This window comes from Streptomyces sp. NPDC048484, from assembly GCF_040651415.1.
Lineage (GTDB): Bacteria > Actinomycetota > Actinomycetes > Streptomycetales > Streptomycetaceae > Streptomyces.
Map to the genome: position 1 here is coordinate 15,940 of NZ_JBEZJY010000073.1, position 16,369 is coordinate 32,308.

Sequence of the window (16,369 nt, forward strand, 5' to 3'; positions counted from 1 at the left end):
CACCGCGGCCGCGGTGAACACGAAGTACGTCGGGGACATCACATATCTGCCGGTCAACGGTGCGAAGCCGCTCTACCTCGCGACCGTCATCGACCTCGCCTCACGCCGACTGGCCGGGCGGGCGATCGCCGACCACATGCGAACCGAGCTTGTCATCGACGCCCTGGCGGCTGCCGAGCGGACCCGTGGCTCTCTCGAGGGAGCGATCATGCACACGGATCACGGGTCGCAATATGGAGCCGTGCCCGACGCGCGGCCGGCCCCGGCCGGTTCGTGTTCCTGGACCCTGTCGCGCGCAGCGGCGACAGCGGCGGCGCCGCTCATCCGACCTCGCCGCCGACCGCACGCGTCACCGGGATCTTCGTCGCCCGGACACCGGGGCCGAGCGCGGCGAGCACTCCGATGACACCCGCGCCCGTATACACCGCGAGCAGGAACATCCACGGGACGCTGACCACGGCACCGGTTCCGGCCGCCGCCGCCGTGCCCGCCGCGGTGCCCGCGAGGACACCCAGTCCCGCGCCCAGCACCGACACCACCACCGACTCCACCCGCAGCATCGACCGTACCTCGGCCCGCTGCAGGCCGACCGCGCGCAGCAGGCCGATCTCCCGTCCGCGTTCGAAGACCGCCATGCTCATGGTGTTGGCCACGCCCAGCGCCGCCACGACCACGGTGACGCTGAGCAGCGCGTACAGCACGGACAACAGTGTGCCGAAGCCGTGCCGGGCCGTCCGGCCGGCGTCCGCCCGGTCCTCGACGAGTAGCATCGGATTGCGCAGCGTCCGGCGGATCTCCGCCTTGGCGGCGCCCGTTCGACCCGGCTCCGCCCGCACCAGCACCGCGCTCACCTCGCCCGCCGGCACCCCGCCCGCGGTCACCGCCTGTTCCGGCAGCAGAGCAGGGCCGAGGGCCTCGGGGCCGTCGTACACCGCGACGATCTCCCGGTTCAGCGACGGGCCGTCGGGCCTGCCCGGGTCCGGCAGTCCCCGGCCGGTGACACGATCGCCCACCCGCCAGCCCCGTTCAGTGGCCAGGGCCCGTGTCACCGCGATCCCGCGGGGCAGGGCGGAGAGGTCGCCGGAGCGGATCCGGAGACCGACCAGGCGGCCCTCGTCCACGGCGTGCGGATCGACGACGGCCGCCCACAAGTGGGAGCCGTCGGGCAGGCCGAAGCCAGCCTCGCGCACCGAGCCGGCCGCCGCCACATGGGGCAGCTGCGCCACCTGTGCCGTCGTGCCGGCGCCGATCTCCGCGAAGTCGACCGCGGTGATACGCAGATCAGTGGGTACCGCCGTCACGGCCTCCCTTTCCGCCGTGGCGCCCAGCGAGGACACCGCGACGGTGACCGCGCCGACGAGCGCCACACATACGGTGAGGGCGGCGGAGGTGGCCGCCGTACGCCGCGGATCACGGCGGGCGTTGGCCAGGGCCAAGGTGCCGCGCACTCCGGTCAGTCGGCGTACCGGGGCCCGCAGCACCCGGGTGGCGCCCCGTGCGAACAGCGGAGTGAGCAGGACCAGGCCGGCCAGCAGCACGGAGGTGGCCAGACACAGGACACCGAGGTCCGCGCCGGCCGTGGCCAGCGCCGTCGCGCCCAGCGCCGTGCAGACGCCGCCCGCCCAGGAGCGGCGCCGCGAGACGCTAGCCGCGACCGGCAGACCGCTGCGCAGCGCCGCCACGGGGGAGGTGGCGGCGGCGCGCCGCGCGGGCAGCCAGGCGGAGAGGGCGGTGCACCCCACGCCCAGGCAGAGGGCGGTCACCAGGGGCAGCGGGGCCAGGATGTCGGGCCGGATCACGTTCGCGGGTCCGGCCGCCGGGCTGAACAGGGCACCCAGCAGCGCTGCCACACCCACGCCCAGAACATGACCGACGACGGCCGCGACGCTGCCGACCAGGGCCGCCTCCGCGAGCACCTGCGCCAGCACCCGGCCCCGGCTCGCACCCACCGCTCGCAACAGGGCGTGTTCGCGGGCCCGCAGTGCGCTGAGCATGGAGAAGGTGTTGCCCACCAGGAACACGGAGACGAACAGGACGATTCCCGCGAACAGCAGCAGGATCGTGCTGAGCTTCTTCCGGTCGGGGGACTGCGCCGCCTCTGTGTCGAGTTCCGCCCGGGTGGCCACGTCCAGGCCGCGGGGCAGGACGGTGGCCACGCGCTCCGCAAGGGCTGCCTCGGACGTGCCCTCAGCGGCCGTCAGGGTCACGGACTCGTACCGGCCGGGACCGGGTGCGAACAGGTTCCGCGCGGTGGCCGCGTCGAAGGCGGTGACCGTGCCGCCGGCCGCGGTGGCGGGGTCGTGCACGGTGAACACACCGGCCAGCCGGGCGGTGCGGACCTCTCCGGCGACGGCCACCCGCACCCGGTCGCCGATCCGGTACCCGGCCCGGTCCGCCGCCCACCGGTCCACGGCGACCTCATCGGGTCCCCGCGGACCACGTCCGTCGGTCATCGGGTAGCGGGGGTCGGCCCCCCGCTCGCTGGGAAGGTGGTCCACGCCCGCGTCCGCGGACGGCTCCCCGACCAGGGTGCCGTCCGGTGCCACCAGGAAGGCCCGGCCGCGCAGGGTGCCGCGGGCCGCCGCCACCCCGGGCAGCTCGGAGAGCCGACGCCGCAGGGCCTCGTCGGTCGTCACCCGCTCTCCCGTGGCTCGCACTTCGACCGACACATCGGGGCGGGAGGCCTTTTGGAGACGCTCCGCGTCCTGGGCCAGCGACCCGGTGTACAGCAGGGAACCGCTGACGCAGGCCACACCGATCAGTACGGCCAGAGCCGGCAGGGCGAAGCGGTGCCGGTCACGGAGCAGGGAGCGCAGGACGATACGGAACATGAGGCCTTCCGGAGCCGGGGTGAAGGAAATCGGTGCCGGACAGCCGGCAGACGGTCCGATCCTGGACCAGTCGGGTGGGCGCACGGATCGACCACAGGACCGAACACCGGACGCTCATGCCGTCCCACCTCGGCCGTTCGGCCGAGGTGGGACGGCAGCGGGCCCCGTAGGCTCCGTCGGCATGAATCAGTTCTTCGACCTCCCCCCGGCGAGGGGCCGGCGGATCGCGGCGCTCTGTACGACGCTGGTGCTGCTGGCCGTGGTGGCGGCCGAGGGCGCGCAGACCGGGTCCGTGCCGCTGGCCGCGGCGTGGACGGTGTCCGGCGGTCTCGTCCTGGCGTCCGTCGTGGCGCGCCCGGACCGTTTCGCCGCGGTGGCCGCCTCGGGCGTCCTCGTCTCCTGCCTGGTGACCCTGGTCAGCAGCCAGGTCGATGCCCGTGCCGAGACCACCTTCGGCGTCATCGAGCTGGTGGCGCTGCTGCTGGTCGTGGCCCGCTCCGTACGGCTACTCCGGCCGCGGAGCGCGATACCGTTGGCAGGGGGCGCGTTCACCGCGCTCAGCGCGCTGTTCCTGCGCTGCCCTCGGTCCGCGTACCCGGATCTGGTGTCGTTCGTGGTGCCCGTCCTCTGGTTCGGCGCCGTCCTCGTCACCGTACTGGGTCTCTACCTGCGGCTTCTCGACCGCTACCGGACTCGGGAGCGGACGGCCGAACTCCAGGAGCAGCGGCTCGAGTACGCCCGCGACCTGCACGACTTCGTCGGTCACCACATCACCGCGATCATCGCCCAGACCAAGGCGGTGCGGTACACGACGGCAGCGGGCCGGCCGCCGTCGCCCGGCGAGCTGGACGGCATGCTGGCCGCCATCGAGGACTCCGGGTCGCAGGCCATGCGGTCGATGCGGTCGATGGTCACCGTCCTGCGCGCGCCCAGGGACCAGGGTGCTCCGCTGGCCGCGGGCGGCGCACTCGACGAACTGCGCGTCCTGACCGGCCGGTTCTCCGAGACCGGTCCGACGACCACGCTCGCGCTGGAGCCGCGTCTCGCTGCGGGCGCCCTGCCTTCCGGCATCGCCACAACGGTGCAGCAGATCGTGCGTGAGGCCTTGACGAACGTACGCAAGCACGCGAGCCGGGCCACGAGGGTCACTGTCGACGTACGGCTGGAGGAAGACAGCGCCCACGGGCCCACCGTCCTCGTGGCGGTGACCGACGACGGGCCGGACGGCGACCGGAGCGTCCCGCCGCCAGGGACGCCCCGGTCCGGCTTCGGATTGACGGGGCTGTCCGAACGCGCCGCCATGGTCGGCGGCACGGTCGCCGCGGGGCCGCGGGCGGGGGCGGGCTGGGTCGTCGAGGCACGTATGCCCCTCCCCGGTCCGCTGCCCGGTGCCTGCCCCGTGGGCGATGACCCGACCTCCGTCACGGCCGGCACGGAGGCGGAGGCCGGAACGCGCCGCACGACTGCCACCCTGGACACATGACGACCACCATCCTGATCGCGGACGACCAGCCGATGATCCGCTCCGCCTACGGCATGATCCTCGGCGCTCAACCCGACATGGAGGTCGTCGCCTCCGTGGCCGACGGTGCGACCGCGGTGCGCGAGGCCCGGCGGCTCCGCCCCGACGTGTGTCTGCTGGACATCCGGATGCCGGGCCTGGACGGCCTGGAGGTGACCCGGCTGCTGGCCGGCCCGCAGGCGCCCGATCCGCTGCGCGTCCTCATCGCCACCACCTTCGACCTGGACGAGTACGTGTACCGGGCGCTGCGCCACGGCGCCTGCGGGTTCCTGCTGAAGGACGGGTCGCCCGCGTTGCTCGTGGAGGCCGTGCGCGCGGTGGCCGCCGACACCGCGTTGATCTCCCCGGCCGTCACGGTCCGGCTTCTGAGGCACATGACCGACGCCGCCGACCGCGCCGGCGACGGTCGGCGGGGTGCGGCAAGCGCCGGCCCGGACATGCCGGGGCAGCCGCTCACCGCACGTGAACTGGACGTCGTACGCCTGGTCGCCCGCGGCCGCACCAACGAGGAGGTGGCGGCGGAACTGCACGTCTCCCTGTCCACCGTCAAGACCCACCTCGGCAGCGTCCAGCGCAAGCTCGCCGCCCGGAACCGGGTGGAGATCGCCGCCTGGGCGTGGGAGAACGGCGTATGCGCGGACCAAGGGGAGAGCGACGGAAACCGCCAGGGGCGAAGGTGACAGGGGACGGGACACCGCCGGCCCTGCGGCCGTTCACCGCAGGCGGACGTAGACGGAGGCGAGCAACGTCTGCATCGGGCGGCGGGTGACTGTGACGCAGAACAGCGTGAGCATCGTCGTCGGCACCGTTGTCGCCGCCTCGGCGACGTACCCGTTCGAGGTGACCTCGGTCAGGACCACCTCGTGCACGGTGCGACGCGGCGCAGCGACGGCCTGCCGCACTGACCACCGACGTGAACGGGGCGGCGGTCGCAAACATCGGGCATGCGTACGGAGACTCGGAGGGTGCCGCGGACGCGGAGATCATCACCGTCACCGGGTCGTACCCGACCGCCTGACGGCCGGGGCCGCTGAGCCCGAATGAAGCCGCCCGGGGAGCGGCTGCAACGACCGCCCCGGGCGTTTTTCGCTCTCCCGGATCACCTTCCGAACTGATCAGCGTACGTCAATAGAGGCTCTGTCACCGGCCATGCGTGGCGGGATCGGTGCCAGACCGCCCTCAATAAGTTCGGTACCGATTACTCCACTTACCGTCGATGTTCCGCGTGGTCCCCCATCGGTTGTGGTCCAGCCCTTTGCACTGGATCGCGAAGACCCAGCCCCTGGTGCCGATGACGAATGCCTGGATGCGCCCGTCGGGCAGGCGGCGCTCGTAGTTGCTCTTGCAGTAGAAGTTGCCGCCCCAGTACTTGTAGTGGCACCAGCCGTCAGTGCCCTTGTAGATGCTGCCCGGGCTCGTCGCGGCGGCCTCCGCTGCCGTCGCGCCCGGAGTTATGAGAAGTCCGCTTGCTGCTACGGCCGCGAACACGCCTGCGACTACCTTGGTCTTCACCGGTATGGTGTCGGCACACTCCTCGGAAAGCATTTTCTCGCCCTCAAGCCCGGTGAGGTGGCGAGAGCCGAAGGCCCGGGCTTACGGTCTGTGGTAACAACTGCGCCGGCAGCCGGACGACCTGGCGAAGAGCATCTACATGGAGCAGCTGCACGAGCGCAATGAGGTGCTGTACTACCGGCTGATGGCGGACCATCTGCCGGAGATGTGATCCTGGTCGGCACCTCGACCGTGTACGGCGCCTTCACCCGGGACGTGGTGACCGCGATGGCCGCGCAGGTGGACCGTCCGGTGATCCTGCCGTTGTCGAATCCCTCCGAACGGATCGAGGCGATGCCCGCCGACCTGCTGGCCTGGACCGACGGCCGGGCTCTGTGCGCCACCGGCATCCCCGTCGACCCCGTGGAGCTGAACGGAGTCCGGCATGTCATCGGCCAGGCCAACAACGCCCTGGTCTACCCCGGGCTCGGCCTGGGCGTGGTGGTGTCCAGGGCCGAGCGGGTGACCGCGCACATGCTGCGGGCCGCCGCCGAAGCGGTCGCCGGACGGGCCCGGCCCGGCGACGGGGAAGGGCCGCTGCTGCCCCCGGTGGACGACCTGCGCGCCTTGTCGGCGACGATCGCGGTGGCCGTGGTGCACGCGGCCGCCGAGGACGGGGTGGCCGTCGCACACGACGACCCGGTACAGGCGGTACAGGACGCCATGCGGGAGCCCGTGTGGTCCCGCGACCGACGGCGCCGACCCGCAGGAGGCGCGCCGATGAGCACCCACCCAGCGAAGCCGAAGCCGAACAGGCCCCCCGGATCCCCGACGCCCCCACCGGCATAGGCGCCTCTGGCACCGGCGCGCCGTGAGGCGGAGTCGATGGGCACCGGAGGCGGAGCCTGTCAATCCCGGTGAGACACGTCAGGCTGCGGGTTCTTCCTGACGTTCCTCCTTGGCGGGTGGGTACGAGGTGCGTCGGCAGGAGGTCGTGGACGCCGCCGGTGCCCCGCGCACTCGGATCGAGCGGGACCGACACCGGAGGCTGGCCACGGTGTTCGGCAAGGTCACCGTGGTCCGGATCGCCTACCGCGGCACCGGCATGGCGGACCTGCACCCGGCCGACGCGGTGCTGAACCTTCCGGACGCAATGCACTCGCACGGGCTGGCCAGGCTCGCCGCGATCGAGTCCGCCCGCGGCAGCTTCGCCGACGCCTGCGAGCGGATCAACGCTCACACCGGCTCCGGCACCGGGCACCGGCAGGTCCAGGAACTCGCTGTCAGCGCCGCGGCGGACATCGACGCGTTCTACGACGCCCTCGTGCCCGCTCCCTGCACCGACGCCACGCCGCTGATCTTGTCGGTGGACGGCAAGGGCGTGGTGATAAGGCCCGAAGCGCTGCGTGAGGACACCGCGAAGGCCGCAGCGGCCAAGGGTGGCAACGCGATGAAGACCCGGCTGGCGTCCGGGGAGAAACACGGCAGGAAACGGATGGCCACCCTGGGAGCCGTCTACGATGCCGAACCCGCGCCGCGCACAGCCGGCGACATCATCACCGACCCCGACCGGCAAGACGATGCCGCCCACGGCGCGGCGCCCGAGCGCCGCCAAGGGCCGAAGGCCCGGTCGAAGTGGCTGTGCGGCTCGGTGACCGACACCGCCGCGCAGGTGGTGTCCGCCGTTTTCGATCAGGCGGAGCACCGCGACCCCGGCCACCGCCGTCCCTGGGTCGTCCTGGTCGACGGGGCCCGCCATCAAATCGACCTCATCAAGGCCGAAGCACTACAGCACGGCGTGGACGTCCACATCATCGTCGACCTCATCCACGTGCTCGAATATCTGCGGCGAGTAGCCTGGTGCCTGCACGACAGCGGCGATGCCGTCGTCGAGAACTGGGTCGCCCGTCACGCCCGCGTCCTGCTGTGCGGCGGCGTGCAGCAGACCGCCGCCGCACTCGAGGAAGCCGCCCGCGCCGCCGGACTGCATGGCGCCCAGCGCAAGGGCATCGACGAGGCCGTGAACTACTTGACCGGCAAGGCCGAGTACCTGCGCTACGACACCGCCCTTGAACGCGGCTGGCCGATCGCCACCGGAATCATCGAGGGAGCATGCCGGCACCTGGTCAAAGACCGCCTGGACATCACCGGCGCCCGCTGGGGCCTGTCCGGAGCTGAAGCCGTGCTCAAGCTGCGTGCCGTCCGCGCCAACGGCGACTTCGACACCTACTGGGCGTGGCACCAGCAGCAGGAGTTCATCCGCAACCACCAGACGCGCTACCGCGACCAGGTCATACCCACCGCCTGATCAACAGCACCCTCATTGGATCTGCACCCATCGCCGATCGGCAGCGTCTTGACCAGGGCGTTGAGGCTAGCGCGCCTCGTTGAGGGCCTGCTGCGCCTTGAGGAGATCGTCGGGGTAGTCGTACGTTGTCGCCACGGCCCCAACAGTAGTTCGACCCGGCGGCTTGATCCCGGCCGTCCGGTCGGCGAGCGGGAGGGCTGCGTCGGCGGCTGTAGGTTCCCAAAACTCGTGGCCACTTCTCACGAACCGTGGCCACTCGGTGGCCAGCGCTGAGGCTTCACAGGTCAGCGACGCTGTCCTGTCGCACTGAAGCTGTCGGATTCTCACTCGTTCTCATTCGTGGTGTCGGATTCTCGCTGCGGCACCTGCTGAACGGCGGCGGTTGCTTCGTTCGTGGGGTTTGACCACGGTCGTTTTCGGTAGGTACCGCGAGCCGTGGGTGGCGATGGACCTGGGGCTGGGCGATGTCGAGTGGGCTGACGGCGAGGGCGGCGGGCTGAGGAAGTCCGCACTTGAGGCGGTGTCACGGGTCTCGTTCGAGTCCGTACTTCCGTCGAACCCCAGACCCTCTCTACCAGCGGTTCCGCAGCAGTTCAGAGGATCACTATCTGACAGACGCAAGACGACAGGACGCCTGGCAACTGTCAGGCCAGCGACAGGAGTTGACCTCAATCTAAGTTGAGGTCCTAGGTTTCCCTCATGGACACCACGAACTCCACTCTCCCCGCCAACGACGCTGACGAGCGCAGAATTCGCGAGCTGGTGGCGCGGTCCCAGGAGGCGCAGATCGACCCGGACGTGTTGCCTGCGCTGCACACCGCAAACTTGGTGATCGTCAACTTGGCTGGGCGGCGCCTCTTCGGGCGTGGGGCCTTCGCTTCGGCCATGGCTGAAGCGCTTTCTTCCCCGCTCAAGGACATCCGGACCTCGCTGGAGGTCGACGACATCCGGTTCACCACCCCAGACGTCGCTATCGTCAGTCTCACCAAGACCGTCCACGACGAACGGTCTGAGGCGGAGGGCTCGTCCGAGCTGCCCTCGGTCGGTGTCATGACCTACGTTTTGACCCGTCAGGGTGACGACTGGCGCATCGCCCTGGCCCAGACGACACCGGTCGGCTGAGCGGCCGCTGCCGACCACAGCGCGATTCCCGCGAATGCCATGTCGTTTGAGAAACCGACCCATCAGCGTTCTCAAACGACATGGCGATTCCGCAGGTCGAAAGCCCGTCGTCTGACGGATGCGCTGCGACAGGACAGACGCGCCCTCGGTGGCAAAGGCCGAGGTTTTGGACACAGCCGTGAGAATGAGCGGCTGGCCACGGCGTGAGACACCGCGAGAAGCCACAGGTCACAGCCTCGCCGTAGGACATGAGCGACGAGAACCTACAGCGGCAGGGCGTCCGGTGTGCGGGGCGCCCGGTTTGCGGGCGTCAGGCGTGGACGGTGCCGCAGGTCGCGAGGTCGCGGATTGGCAAAGTCTCATTGACGCCCTCGAGTCGCGATGTAACGATCTTCGCCAACTACGCTACGCAAGGGGGAACAGGTTGGCTGCCGAGCACAGGCCCAGACCCGCACTGTCGGCCACGATCGCCGGCGTCCTCCTGCTCGCCGGTCTCGCCCTCGCCGTCCTTCTGCTGCCCGGCAAGCTGGAGAAACAGCAGGCGTACGATTCGGCGCCCACGTGTCCCACCGCGGAGCCCGCACCGGGCTGCCTGTCACAGACGCCGGTCACGCTCATCGACAAGGAGCGCCGGAACTCGAGCAAAGGCCGCCCCCATTACATGCTGTTCTCCCGCGACGGCCGGCCGTCGCAGTGGGTGCGGATGGGCGGAGGGAGTCACCCGGTCTACAGCGCCGCCCAGACCGGCGACACCGTCACCGCCATCTACTGGGACGGCCAGATAGTCGAGGTCGCCTTCCAGGGCCAGCGGGAGACCTCCGCGCAGGAACCGGACCACAACTTCACGGGGTTCCTCTTCCTGACCTCGCTCCTTCTCGTTACTGGCGGCTTCGCCACGGTCGTCGCCTTCCGGCACCTCGGGGGCAGAACGCTGCTGAAACCGGACATCAAACCCCTGGCAGCGATGGGTGTCGGTGTGGGCACGCTCGCCGGCGGCCTCCTCGGCACCACCATTGTCACCGGCGTCCTGAAGGCCCTGCTCACCCGTTGAAGACCCGGGGAATCCAGGATGAAGAGCGGCACCTTGGCACACGCCACTGACACCGGTCCCGGGCCACGTGGGCACGGCGTTCCGGCCGCCTCGTATGCTGCGCGGATGAGCGATCAGAGGATGAACGCGCCCGTGGCGGGCGGCGTCGGGGACGCGGCCGGGGCCGGAGTGCCCGCTCCAGGTGGGCAGCGCACGGGAAGGAGCGCCGGGGCGTCCGTACTCGCCACGCTCTGGGTGCTGCTGGTCGCCTGGGGGATCGCCGCCGGCAACACCGGACTCGCCTACGTCACGCTGGGCATGGACTTCATCCCGATCGCGGCGGGCGTGCTCGGCTGCCTGGTCTTCGTGATCGTGCTGCGGCTGCTCCACAGGGCGTGGTGGCTCGCCGTCCTCTCCGTGGTCCCCGCGCTCTTCATTCTCGTCGGGTCCGTCCAGTACGCCCCCGAGGCGGCGCTCGACCGACGTGGCGTCCGCGAGACCGTCACGATCACCGCGGACAGCGCGGCGGGAGCGAGCAAGAACCACCGGTTCACACTGGTCGGGCCGGGCGGTGAACTCGACGAGACCCTCGAGTACCGGGGGAGCAGCCCCGGTTACCGGGTGGGCGACCGCATCGAGATCCTCCGCGACCCGGAAGGCGCCGTCCCGCTGGAGGACGCCGTGGACGTCGACCCCGAAGGCAGGCTCGGCGGCCTCGTCACGGGAGTCGCCGCATGGACGGGCATGACGCTGCTCGCGGGCTGGCGCGGCCATGTGCGTCGCCGGGAGAACCGCCGGGCGTGGAGCGGCACGATCTAGGAAGGCACGGGCGACGGGGGCCCCGTGCGGGACAGGGACTTGGGGACGGCGCCGTCGCAGCCCACCTCGCCGGCTTCCACCTGCGCGCCTCGATGATCTGGCTCAGAGAACTCACCCGGACCACCTGGTGATCGCAACCACATACGCTCCCTAACACAATGGAATGGATCGATGCCGATCGCCTGTCTGGGCGGGGAGTTGCGGCGTCTGGTAGTGGCCACCGACCACAGTCCTGAGATAGGAGCGAAGCCCGACGCAGTGCTCCTTCCGCGTCCTGTCAACCAGTAAGCTCCAGCGACCAGCTCATGACCAGCAGCGGTAGGCGAAGCTTCACGGGGGTAGTCACCGACATGCGCGGACGGCCCAGTCACGAGCCCGGCACTCCTCGCATGGCCAGACACGACTGGTGGGGCGTCGTGCTGGAGGCGCCTGATCCGCGGGTGCTTGCACATTTCTACTCGGACCTGCTGGGCTGGGAGATCGTCAAGGCAGAGGCTGATGGGGCAGCGGTCGCGCCACCGGAAAGCGTGGGCTACATCGCCTTCCAGCTCTCGGACGGGTACATCCCTCCGGTCTGGCCGACTCAGGAGGGCGCTCAGCGGATCACGATGCATCTCGACTTTGAAGTTGTCGATCTGCAGGCTGCCGTGGCGCACGCGCTCGAACTGGGCGGGCGGGAGGCCGACCATCAGCCGCAGGACAACGTCAGGGTGATGCTCGACCCGGCCGGCCATCCCTTCTGCCTCTACCGGGATGACGCCAGCGGCTAGCTCAGCGGGGGCTCCCCTGTGTGGTGGACACGCTGATACTGGATCTGCTTGATCCGGAGGAAGCGAGAAGACCGCCGATGGCGATGAAGGACTACTCGGACGAGTTCAAGGCCGATGCCGTGGCCCTGTACGAGTCCACACCCGGGGCGATCTACAAAAGCATTGCCGCTGACCTGGGCGTCAACCGGGCGACCCCGCACTCGAGGTCTGGGAGTGCGGGACGTCGTCGCCGTGGGCCGCCTGACGGCGCGCGGCCCGGCCGCGCTCACACGGCCGGGCTCCCAGTCGGCTTTCTGCCGAGCGTCCCGGCGGATCCGGCGGCTGTCATCACCCACGGGGCGCCTCTTGGAACAGAACAGCAGGGTAATGGGGCAGGGACGTGCCATGACTCGATCCTCTCAAACGATCGGGTCCCCACCGAACCCGGAACGGTTCACGCCGACAGTTCGCGCGGGGCGCCCATGCACAAGCGCACAAGCTTTCAACGCGTGCACGCTTCCTGGAGCCGTTGTCTCTTCCGTTGGCACGGATTGCGGGTTTTCCTGGAAGGACTGGCCGGTATGAGCCTCCGTCTTATCACCGGTTGACCGCCGCACGTGGAAGAGAAGCAGGTGGAACGGCGATGCTGGCACCATCGGTGGATTCCTTGGAGCGCACTGGGGCCGAGTTGCTGGAGCGGGCCCAGCGGCGGGTGCGGCCATGTCTGGAGGAGCAGGTGAGCTCCTAACAGATTGATCGTCGGGTGCGGTTGATCCGGCGGCCAGCAGATGAGAGCGCAGGCCAGTACTCCACTCCCGAAAAGGAGGACACAGTTGTGACGGATACTCAATCATGCGAACTTGATCGTGCGCGCGAACTCATGACCTGGTTTCGAGCACATTTGGAACGCCTGCACGGTCTCGCACGCACGCACCCACATTCCGAGGATATCGCCACCCAAACACGACAGTGGGTTGCGGAATTCCACATAGCCGACGGAAAGACTGGTGGATACCAGTTGGACCAGTCGATGCTGGTTCCTTGCTACGTGATGCCCAGCGCCCCGACTGACGTGGTCGGCACACTCGCCCGCTATTACACATGGCTTGCGGCGGTCAACGACGAACTGATCTACACCGACTCCTCGATTGACATATTCATAGAGACCGTGAAAAAGATCCTCCACGACGGAGCGCCGCTCGACGACGACGCCGACCGCCTCATCCTGGCGATGGCCAGCATCCGAGACAGTATTCTTCAGCTCGACGCCTCATTGATCCTGAAATTCACTGACGGAGTCATGGGCACTCTGAGGGCCTGGCGCAGGCGTCAGCAGTGGGTACGGTCCGGCGATCTGCCGTCACTGGCGGAGTACCTCGACTACCGAGCCTTCTGCCTGGCCATTGACGAAGCCAGCCTGCTTCAGCGGCTCCAGCCGGATCTGCTGGAGCCCCACAAGCCGTACACCTACGGCCTGGCTCGTATTTCAAAATCCGCCGGCCTCCTTACCAGTCTGGTCAATGACCTGATCTCCTACCCCATGGAGATTCGCCGAGGCGAAGAGTTCACTCTGTTCCGAGTCTTGGCCCAAGAATACGGTATCAGCCATGAACAAACCTTTCCAAGCGCGCTCGCCCTTGTCTCGGCCGTACATCACGAACTGAACGCCCTCGTCTCTGCGCTACGCGCCGATGCCAACGTGAACGCAACGGAACGGCACCAGGCCGACGCCCTCGTCGCCTGGGTGGACGGAACCTACCGATGGCATCTCGCCGGCACCCGCTACGACTATGCGAGCACCTCAGACGTCGGCACTCTCCAATATCCACAAGCACGCCGTGACGTGCAGCCGTCGGACCATTGATTTGGCGATGGAGCTGCGACTCATCCCGGAAGGATATTTCCCATGGCCAGTACTCTCGCCGACGTCCCCCAGGCAAGCGGCCGTCTTCCCATCGTCGGCCACAGTCTCGCCATGCTGCGAGACCCGCTCACCTACATCGAAAGTCTCCGCACCTATGGGCACCTCGTCCGCATCGACGTCGGCCGCACGGAACTCCTCTTCGCTCTCTCCATCGAAGCCCTAGACGACGTCCTGCGAAATAAGGCCGCGGACTTCGGTCAGGGACGTTTCATGCACCGTGCTGAACCCCTGATACCCAACAGCATGCTCCTTGTCGATGGCGAAGAGCACATAGATCGCCGCCGCCATGCCCAGCAACATCTGCGACGTGACGCCTTCAGGGCGGTCACCGAACGTCATGTCAACCTTGTCCAGCAACACATGAGCAGCTGGACCGACCGGCAATGGATCGACGTCCTGGAAGAAACACTCACCATCGCCCTCCGCACCGTTCTTCACGTCACCCTCGGACGACAGTTTCCACTCGTTCGGGAAATCGAGTTTCGTCGAGTCTTCGGCAAGACACTCCATCTTATCTCACGGCGCGTGATGATCCCAACCTGGGCTGACAAGCTGCCACTTCCGGTAAACCGCAGCTTCGAGCGGGGAAGTAACTATCTCACGACCTTCATCACCCAAGAAGCCCGTCGATCGCTCGATGAAGAACAAAATTCCGGAATTATGAAGAGAATCGTCCAGGAATACGGCGAAGAGAAGATAGGTACGGCCATCAGTGACACCATTGCGATGATCATGGGCGGCACTGAAACGCTGGCTTCAGGGATCTCCTGGGTTCTCTACCATCTCGGCAAAGCACCGGAAATCCAGAGCAACGTCTGGGCAGAAATCCACGAAACAATCGGAGACCGACCCCCGTCATTCGACGACATCGACAAGATGCCCTTGCTTGCGCAGGTAATCCGGGAATCTTTGCGACTTTATTCCGCCCCTATCCTGGCTCGTACTTGCATTCGTGAGACTGTCATCACAGGCGTCCGTGTCCCTGCGGGAACCAGTGTCTTCTTGAGTCCGTATGCCACCAGCCGGAACCCACAATTCTTCGATCGCCCAACCGACTTCCTCCCCGATCGCTGGTCCGTTGATGAGAAGGCCACCCGCCTCGCGTTCATCCCGTTCGGAGCTGGACGCCGAAAGTGCCCGGGAGAGCATCTCGCCATGTTGGAGCTGCCTCTTTTTGTTGCCGCAATCCTCCAAAAATGGCGCCTTGTCCTTGACCCCACAGTTCCAGTACGTCCCACCTTTGCGGTCACCGTCCGCCCCAACCAACTTCGTATGGTCGTCCGGAAACGGTGAGATCCGGAGCGTGAAATACGTCCGGTGCGCATAGGGCAATACCGCCAAGCGCGCCACTCGGCCGCCCAATCACCAGGGTCTGAATCCAGTCGTGTCGGAATATTCGGCCGCCGCTGTACAGATGACCATGGTGCACCCAGGGTCATTGCATGATCGAGATCTGTCTGGGTTCGTCACGTGAGGCCGAGGGCTCGTAGTGGCCGGTGGTAGTCGCGGCCGGTGTGGCGGAGGGCGGCGGCGATGTTGGTGTGGCCGTCCTGGCGGAAGACGCTGATGGCGAGGTTGCGCAGGGAGGCCATGGCGCGGGGCAGGGTGCCGGTGCGGACCTTGGAGTCGTCCTCGCGGAACGTGCGGTCCCGGACGTGGTGCAGGAGGTTCTCGATACCCCAGTGGCCTCTGATCCAGGTGGCGAGCTCGGTGCAGGTGGCGTCGAAGACGGTCAGGCTGGTGATCAGGTAGACGCGCTCGATGGTCAGCTTCCCGGTGCTCAAGTCGCGTCGCCACCGTACGACTTGGATCGCCTGGCGGGCGCCGGGGTAGGCGAGATGGCTGAACGCGGCGACTTTGAGCCGGCGGATCTCGTCGCGGTGGTGGGCGTGGTCGCGAGTGCGGTGCCCGAGCGGGATGTTCCGCCAGGGCAGTGTCCTGACCTGGTCATAGAGGCCCGGATGGTTCTTCTTCACGACGGCCGCGTAGTGGGCGCCGCGACTGGTCAGATAGGCCCCGTGGTCGTGCTGGGTGTGCAGGGCGTCGGCGGTCACCACCGTTTTCTCCAGCTCGAGACCGTCCAGCAGCGGTGCGAAGGAGGGGATCTCGTGACTCTGTTGGCGATCTTGTCAGGGTGGTGACGGCGGGCGTGGTTGGTGGTTGATTGGAAGGGCGGGGCGGCCTCGGTATGAGGTGGTGGATGGTGTCGCTGCATCCGGAAAGTCATCAGCGGATCCCGGTGGAGACGGTCAGGACGGCGTGGGCGGCGTGTCCCAAGGGCACGCCGGTGATGGTGATGCGGGACCGGCTGGATGTGGTGTTCGCTGATGAGGACTTCGCCGATCTGTTTCCCACGGACGGCAGGCCGGCACTGTCGCCGGGGCAGTTGGCGCTGGTGTCGGTGCTGCAGTTCGCCGAGAACCTGTCGGACCGCCGGGCTGCAGACGCGGTCCGTACGAGGATCGACTGGAAGTACGGGCTGGTGCGCCACGAGGCGCCACTACCCCGAGCGGGGGTGAAAGGACCCCGCCGCTGGCCTGTCGCAGCAGGCCGGTGCAGCTGAGGGCAGCCTG

General features: G+C 68.3%; 15 protein-coding genes and 2 pseudogenes. 13 read left to right on the forward strand and 4 right to left on the reverse strand.

Going from position 1 to position 16,369, the window contains the following annotated elements:
• Positions 1-13: 13 nt before the first annotated feature.
• Positions 14-406, forward strand: a complete 393-nt coding sequence (locus AB0D14_RS41400; protein ID WP_362789598.1) for a DDE-type integrase/transposase/recombinase — start codon at positions 14-16, stop codon at positions 404-406.
• Here the strand turns inward: AB0D14_RS41400 and AB0D14_RS41405 are convergent.
• Entirely contained in the window at positions 321-2,831 is a 2,511-nt protein-coding gene (locus AB0D14_RS41405; protein WP_362789601.1) for an FtsX-like permease family protein, read from the reverse strand. The two genes, AB0D14_RS41400 and AB0D14_RS41405, sit on opposite strands and share 86 nt — an antisense overlap.
• Positions 2,832-3,012: 181 nt before the next feature.
• Between AB0D14_RS41405 and AB0D14_RS41410 the strand changes: the two genes are divergently transcribed.
• Both AB0D14_RS41410 and AB0D14_RS41415 read left to right on the forward strand, forming a co-directional pair.
• Positions 3,013-4,314, forward strand: coding sequence for a histidine kinase (locus tag AB0D14_RS41410; protein WP_362789603.1), 1,302 nt, complete (start codon positions 3,013-3,015; stop codon positions 4,312-4,314).
• The gene (locus AB0D14_RS41415) at positions 4,311-5,033 is read left to right on the forward strand and encodes a response regulator transcription factor (protein ID WP_362789606.1); all 723 of its coding nucleotides are present in this window, start codon (positions 4,311-4,313) and stop codon (positions 5,031-5,033) included. The genes AB0D14_RS41410 and AB0D14_RS41415 overlap by 4 nt, the downstream gene beginning before the upstream one ends.
• A 33-nt stretch (positions 5,034-5,066) precedes the next feature.
• Here AB0D14_RS41415 and AB0D14_RS41420 read toward each other — a convergent pair whose 3' ends face one another.
• Both AB0D14_RS41420 and AB0D14_RS41425 read right to left on the reverse strand, forming a co-directional pair.
• The gene (locus AB0D14_RS41420; RefSeq protein WP_362789609.1) at positions 5,067-5,222 is read right to left on the reverse strand and encodes a hypothetical protein; all 156 of its coding nucleotides are present in this window, start codon (positions 5,220-5,222) and stop codon (positions 5,067-5,069) included.
• 310 nt (positions 5,223-5,532) lie between these two features.
• A complete protein-coding gene (locus AB0D14_RS41425; RefSeq protein ID WP_362789611.1) occupies positions 5,533-5,865 on the reverse strand; it encodes a hypothetical protein in 333 nt (110 codons plus the stop codon).
• A gap of 207 nt (positions 5,866-6,072) precedes the next feature.
• Here AB0D14_RS41425 and AB0D14_RS41430 point away from each other — a divergent pair, with 207 nt between their 5' ends.
• From AB0D14_RS41430 to AB0D14_RS41470, 9 genes and pseudogenes are all read left to right on the forward strand, one after another.
• Positions 6,073-6,693: a malic enzyme-like NAD(P)-binding protein gene (locus AB0D14_RS41430; protein WP_362789614.1), complete on the forward strand. Its 621-nt coding sequence runs from the start codon at positions 6,073-6,075 to the stop codon at positions 6,691-6,693.
• Positions 6,694-6,802: 109 nt separating this feature from the next.
• Positions 6,803-8,152, forward strand: a complete 1,350-nt coding sequence (locus tag AB0D14_RS41435) for an ISKra4 family transposase (RefSeq protein ID WP_362789617.1) — start codon at positions 6,803-6,805, stop codon at positions 8,150-8,152.
• Between the two features lie 699 nt (positions 8,153-8,851).
• Positions 8,852-9,274 carry an SgcJ/EcaC family oxidoreductase gene (locus AB0D14_RS41440; protein ID WP_362789620.1) on the forward strand — a complete coding sequence of 141 codons (423 nt, stop codon included), beginning with the start codon at positions 8,852-8,854 and terminating at the stop codon, positions 9,272-9,274.
• A 424-nt stretch (positions 9,275-9,698) separates the two neighbouring features.
• Complete coding sequence (locus AB0D14_RS41445; protein ID WP_362789622.1) at positions 9,699-10,325, forward strand: hypothetical protein; 627 nt, start codon at positions 9,699-9,701, stop codon at positions 10,323-10,325.
• Positions 10,326-10,430: 105 nt separating this feature from the next.
• A complete protein-coding gene (locus AB0D14_RS41450; RefSeq protein WP_362789626.1) occupies positions 10,431-11,123 on the forward strand; it encodes a hypothetical protein in 693 nt (230 codons plus the stop codon).
• Positions 11,124-11,512: 389 nt separating this feature from the next.
• A complete protein-coding gene (locus AB0D14_RS41455) occupies positions 11,513-11,893 on the forward strand; it encodes a VOC family protein (RefSeq protein WP_362789629.1) in 381 nt (126 codons plus the stop codon).
• A gap of 77 nt (positions 11,894-11,970) precedes the next feature.
• Positions 11,971-12,087: pseudogene (locus AB0D14_RS41460) on the forward strand (transposase); the annotation flags it as partial.
• Positions 12,088-12,707: 620 nt separating this feature from the next.
• Positions 12,708-13,736 (forward strand): hypothetical protein, encoded by a 1,029-nt coding sequence (locus tag AB0D14_RS41465; protein WP_362789632.1) that lies wholly within the window; start codon positions 12,708-12,710, stop codon positions 13,734-13,736.
• A 42-nt stretch (positions 13,737-13,778) separates the two neighbouring features.
• Positions 13,779-15,089, forward strand: coding sequence for a cytochrome P450 (locus AB0D14_RS41470; protein ID WP_362789635.1), 1,311 nt, complete (start codon positions 13,779-13,781; stop codon positions 15,087-15,089).
• Between the two features lie 173 nt (positions 15,090-15,262).
• Here the strand turns inward: AB0D14_RS41470 and AB0D14_RS41475 are convergent, their stop codons facing one another.
• Positions 15,263-15,901, reverse strand: coding sequence for an ISAs1 family transposase (locus AB0D14_RS41475; protein WP_362789645.1), 639 nt, complete (start codon positions 15,899-15,901; stop codon positions 15,263-15,265).
• Positions 15,902-15,996: 95 nt separating this feature from the next.
• On the opposite strand from AB0D14_RS41475, the pseudogene AB0D14_RS41480 reads away from it, so the two are divergent.
• Positions 15,997-16,278: pseudogene (locus AB0D14_RS41480) on the forward strand (transposase); the annotation flags it as partial.
• Between the last annotated feature and the right edge of the window lie 91 nt (positions 16,279-16,369).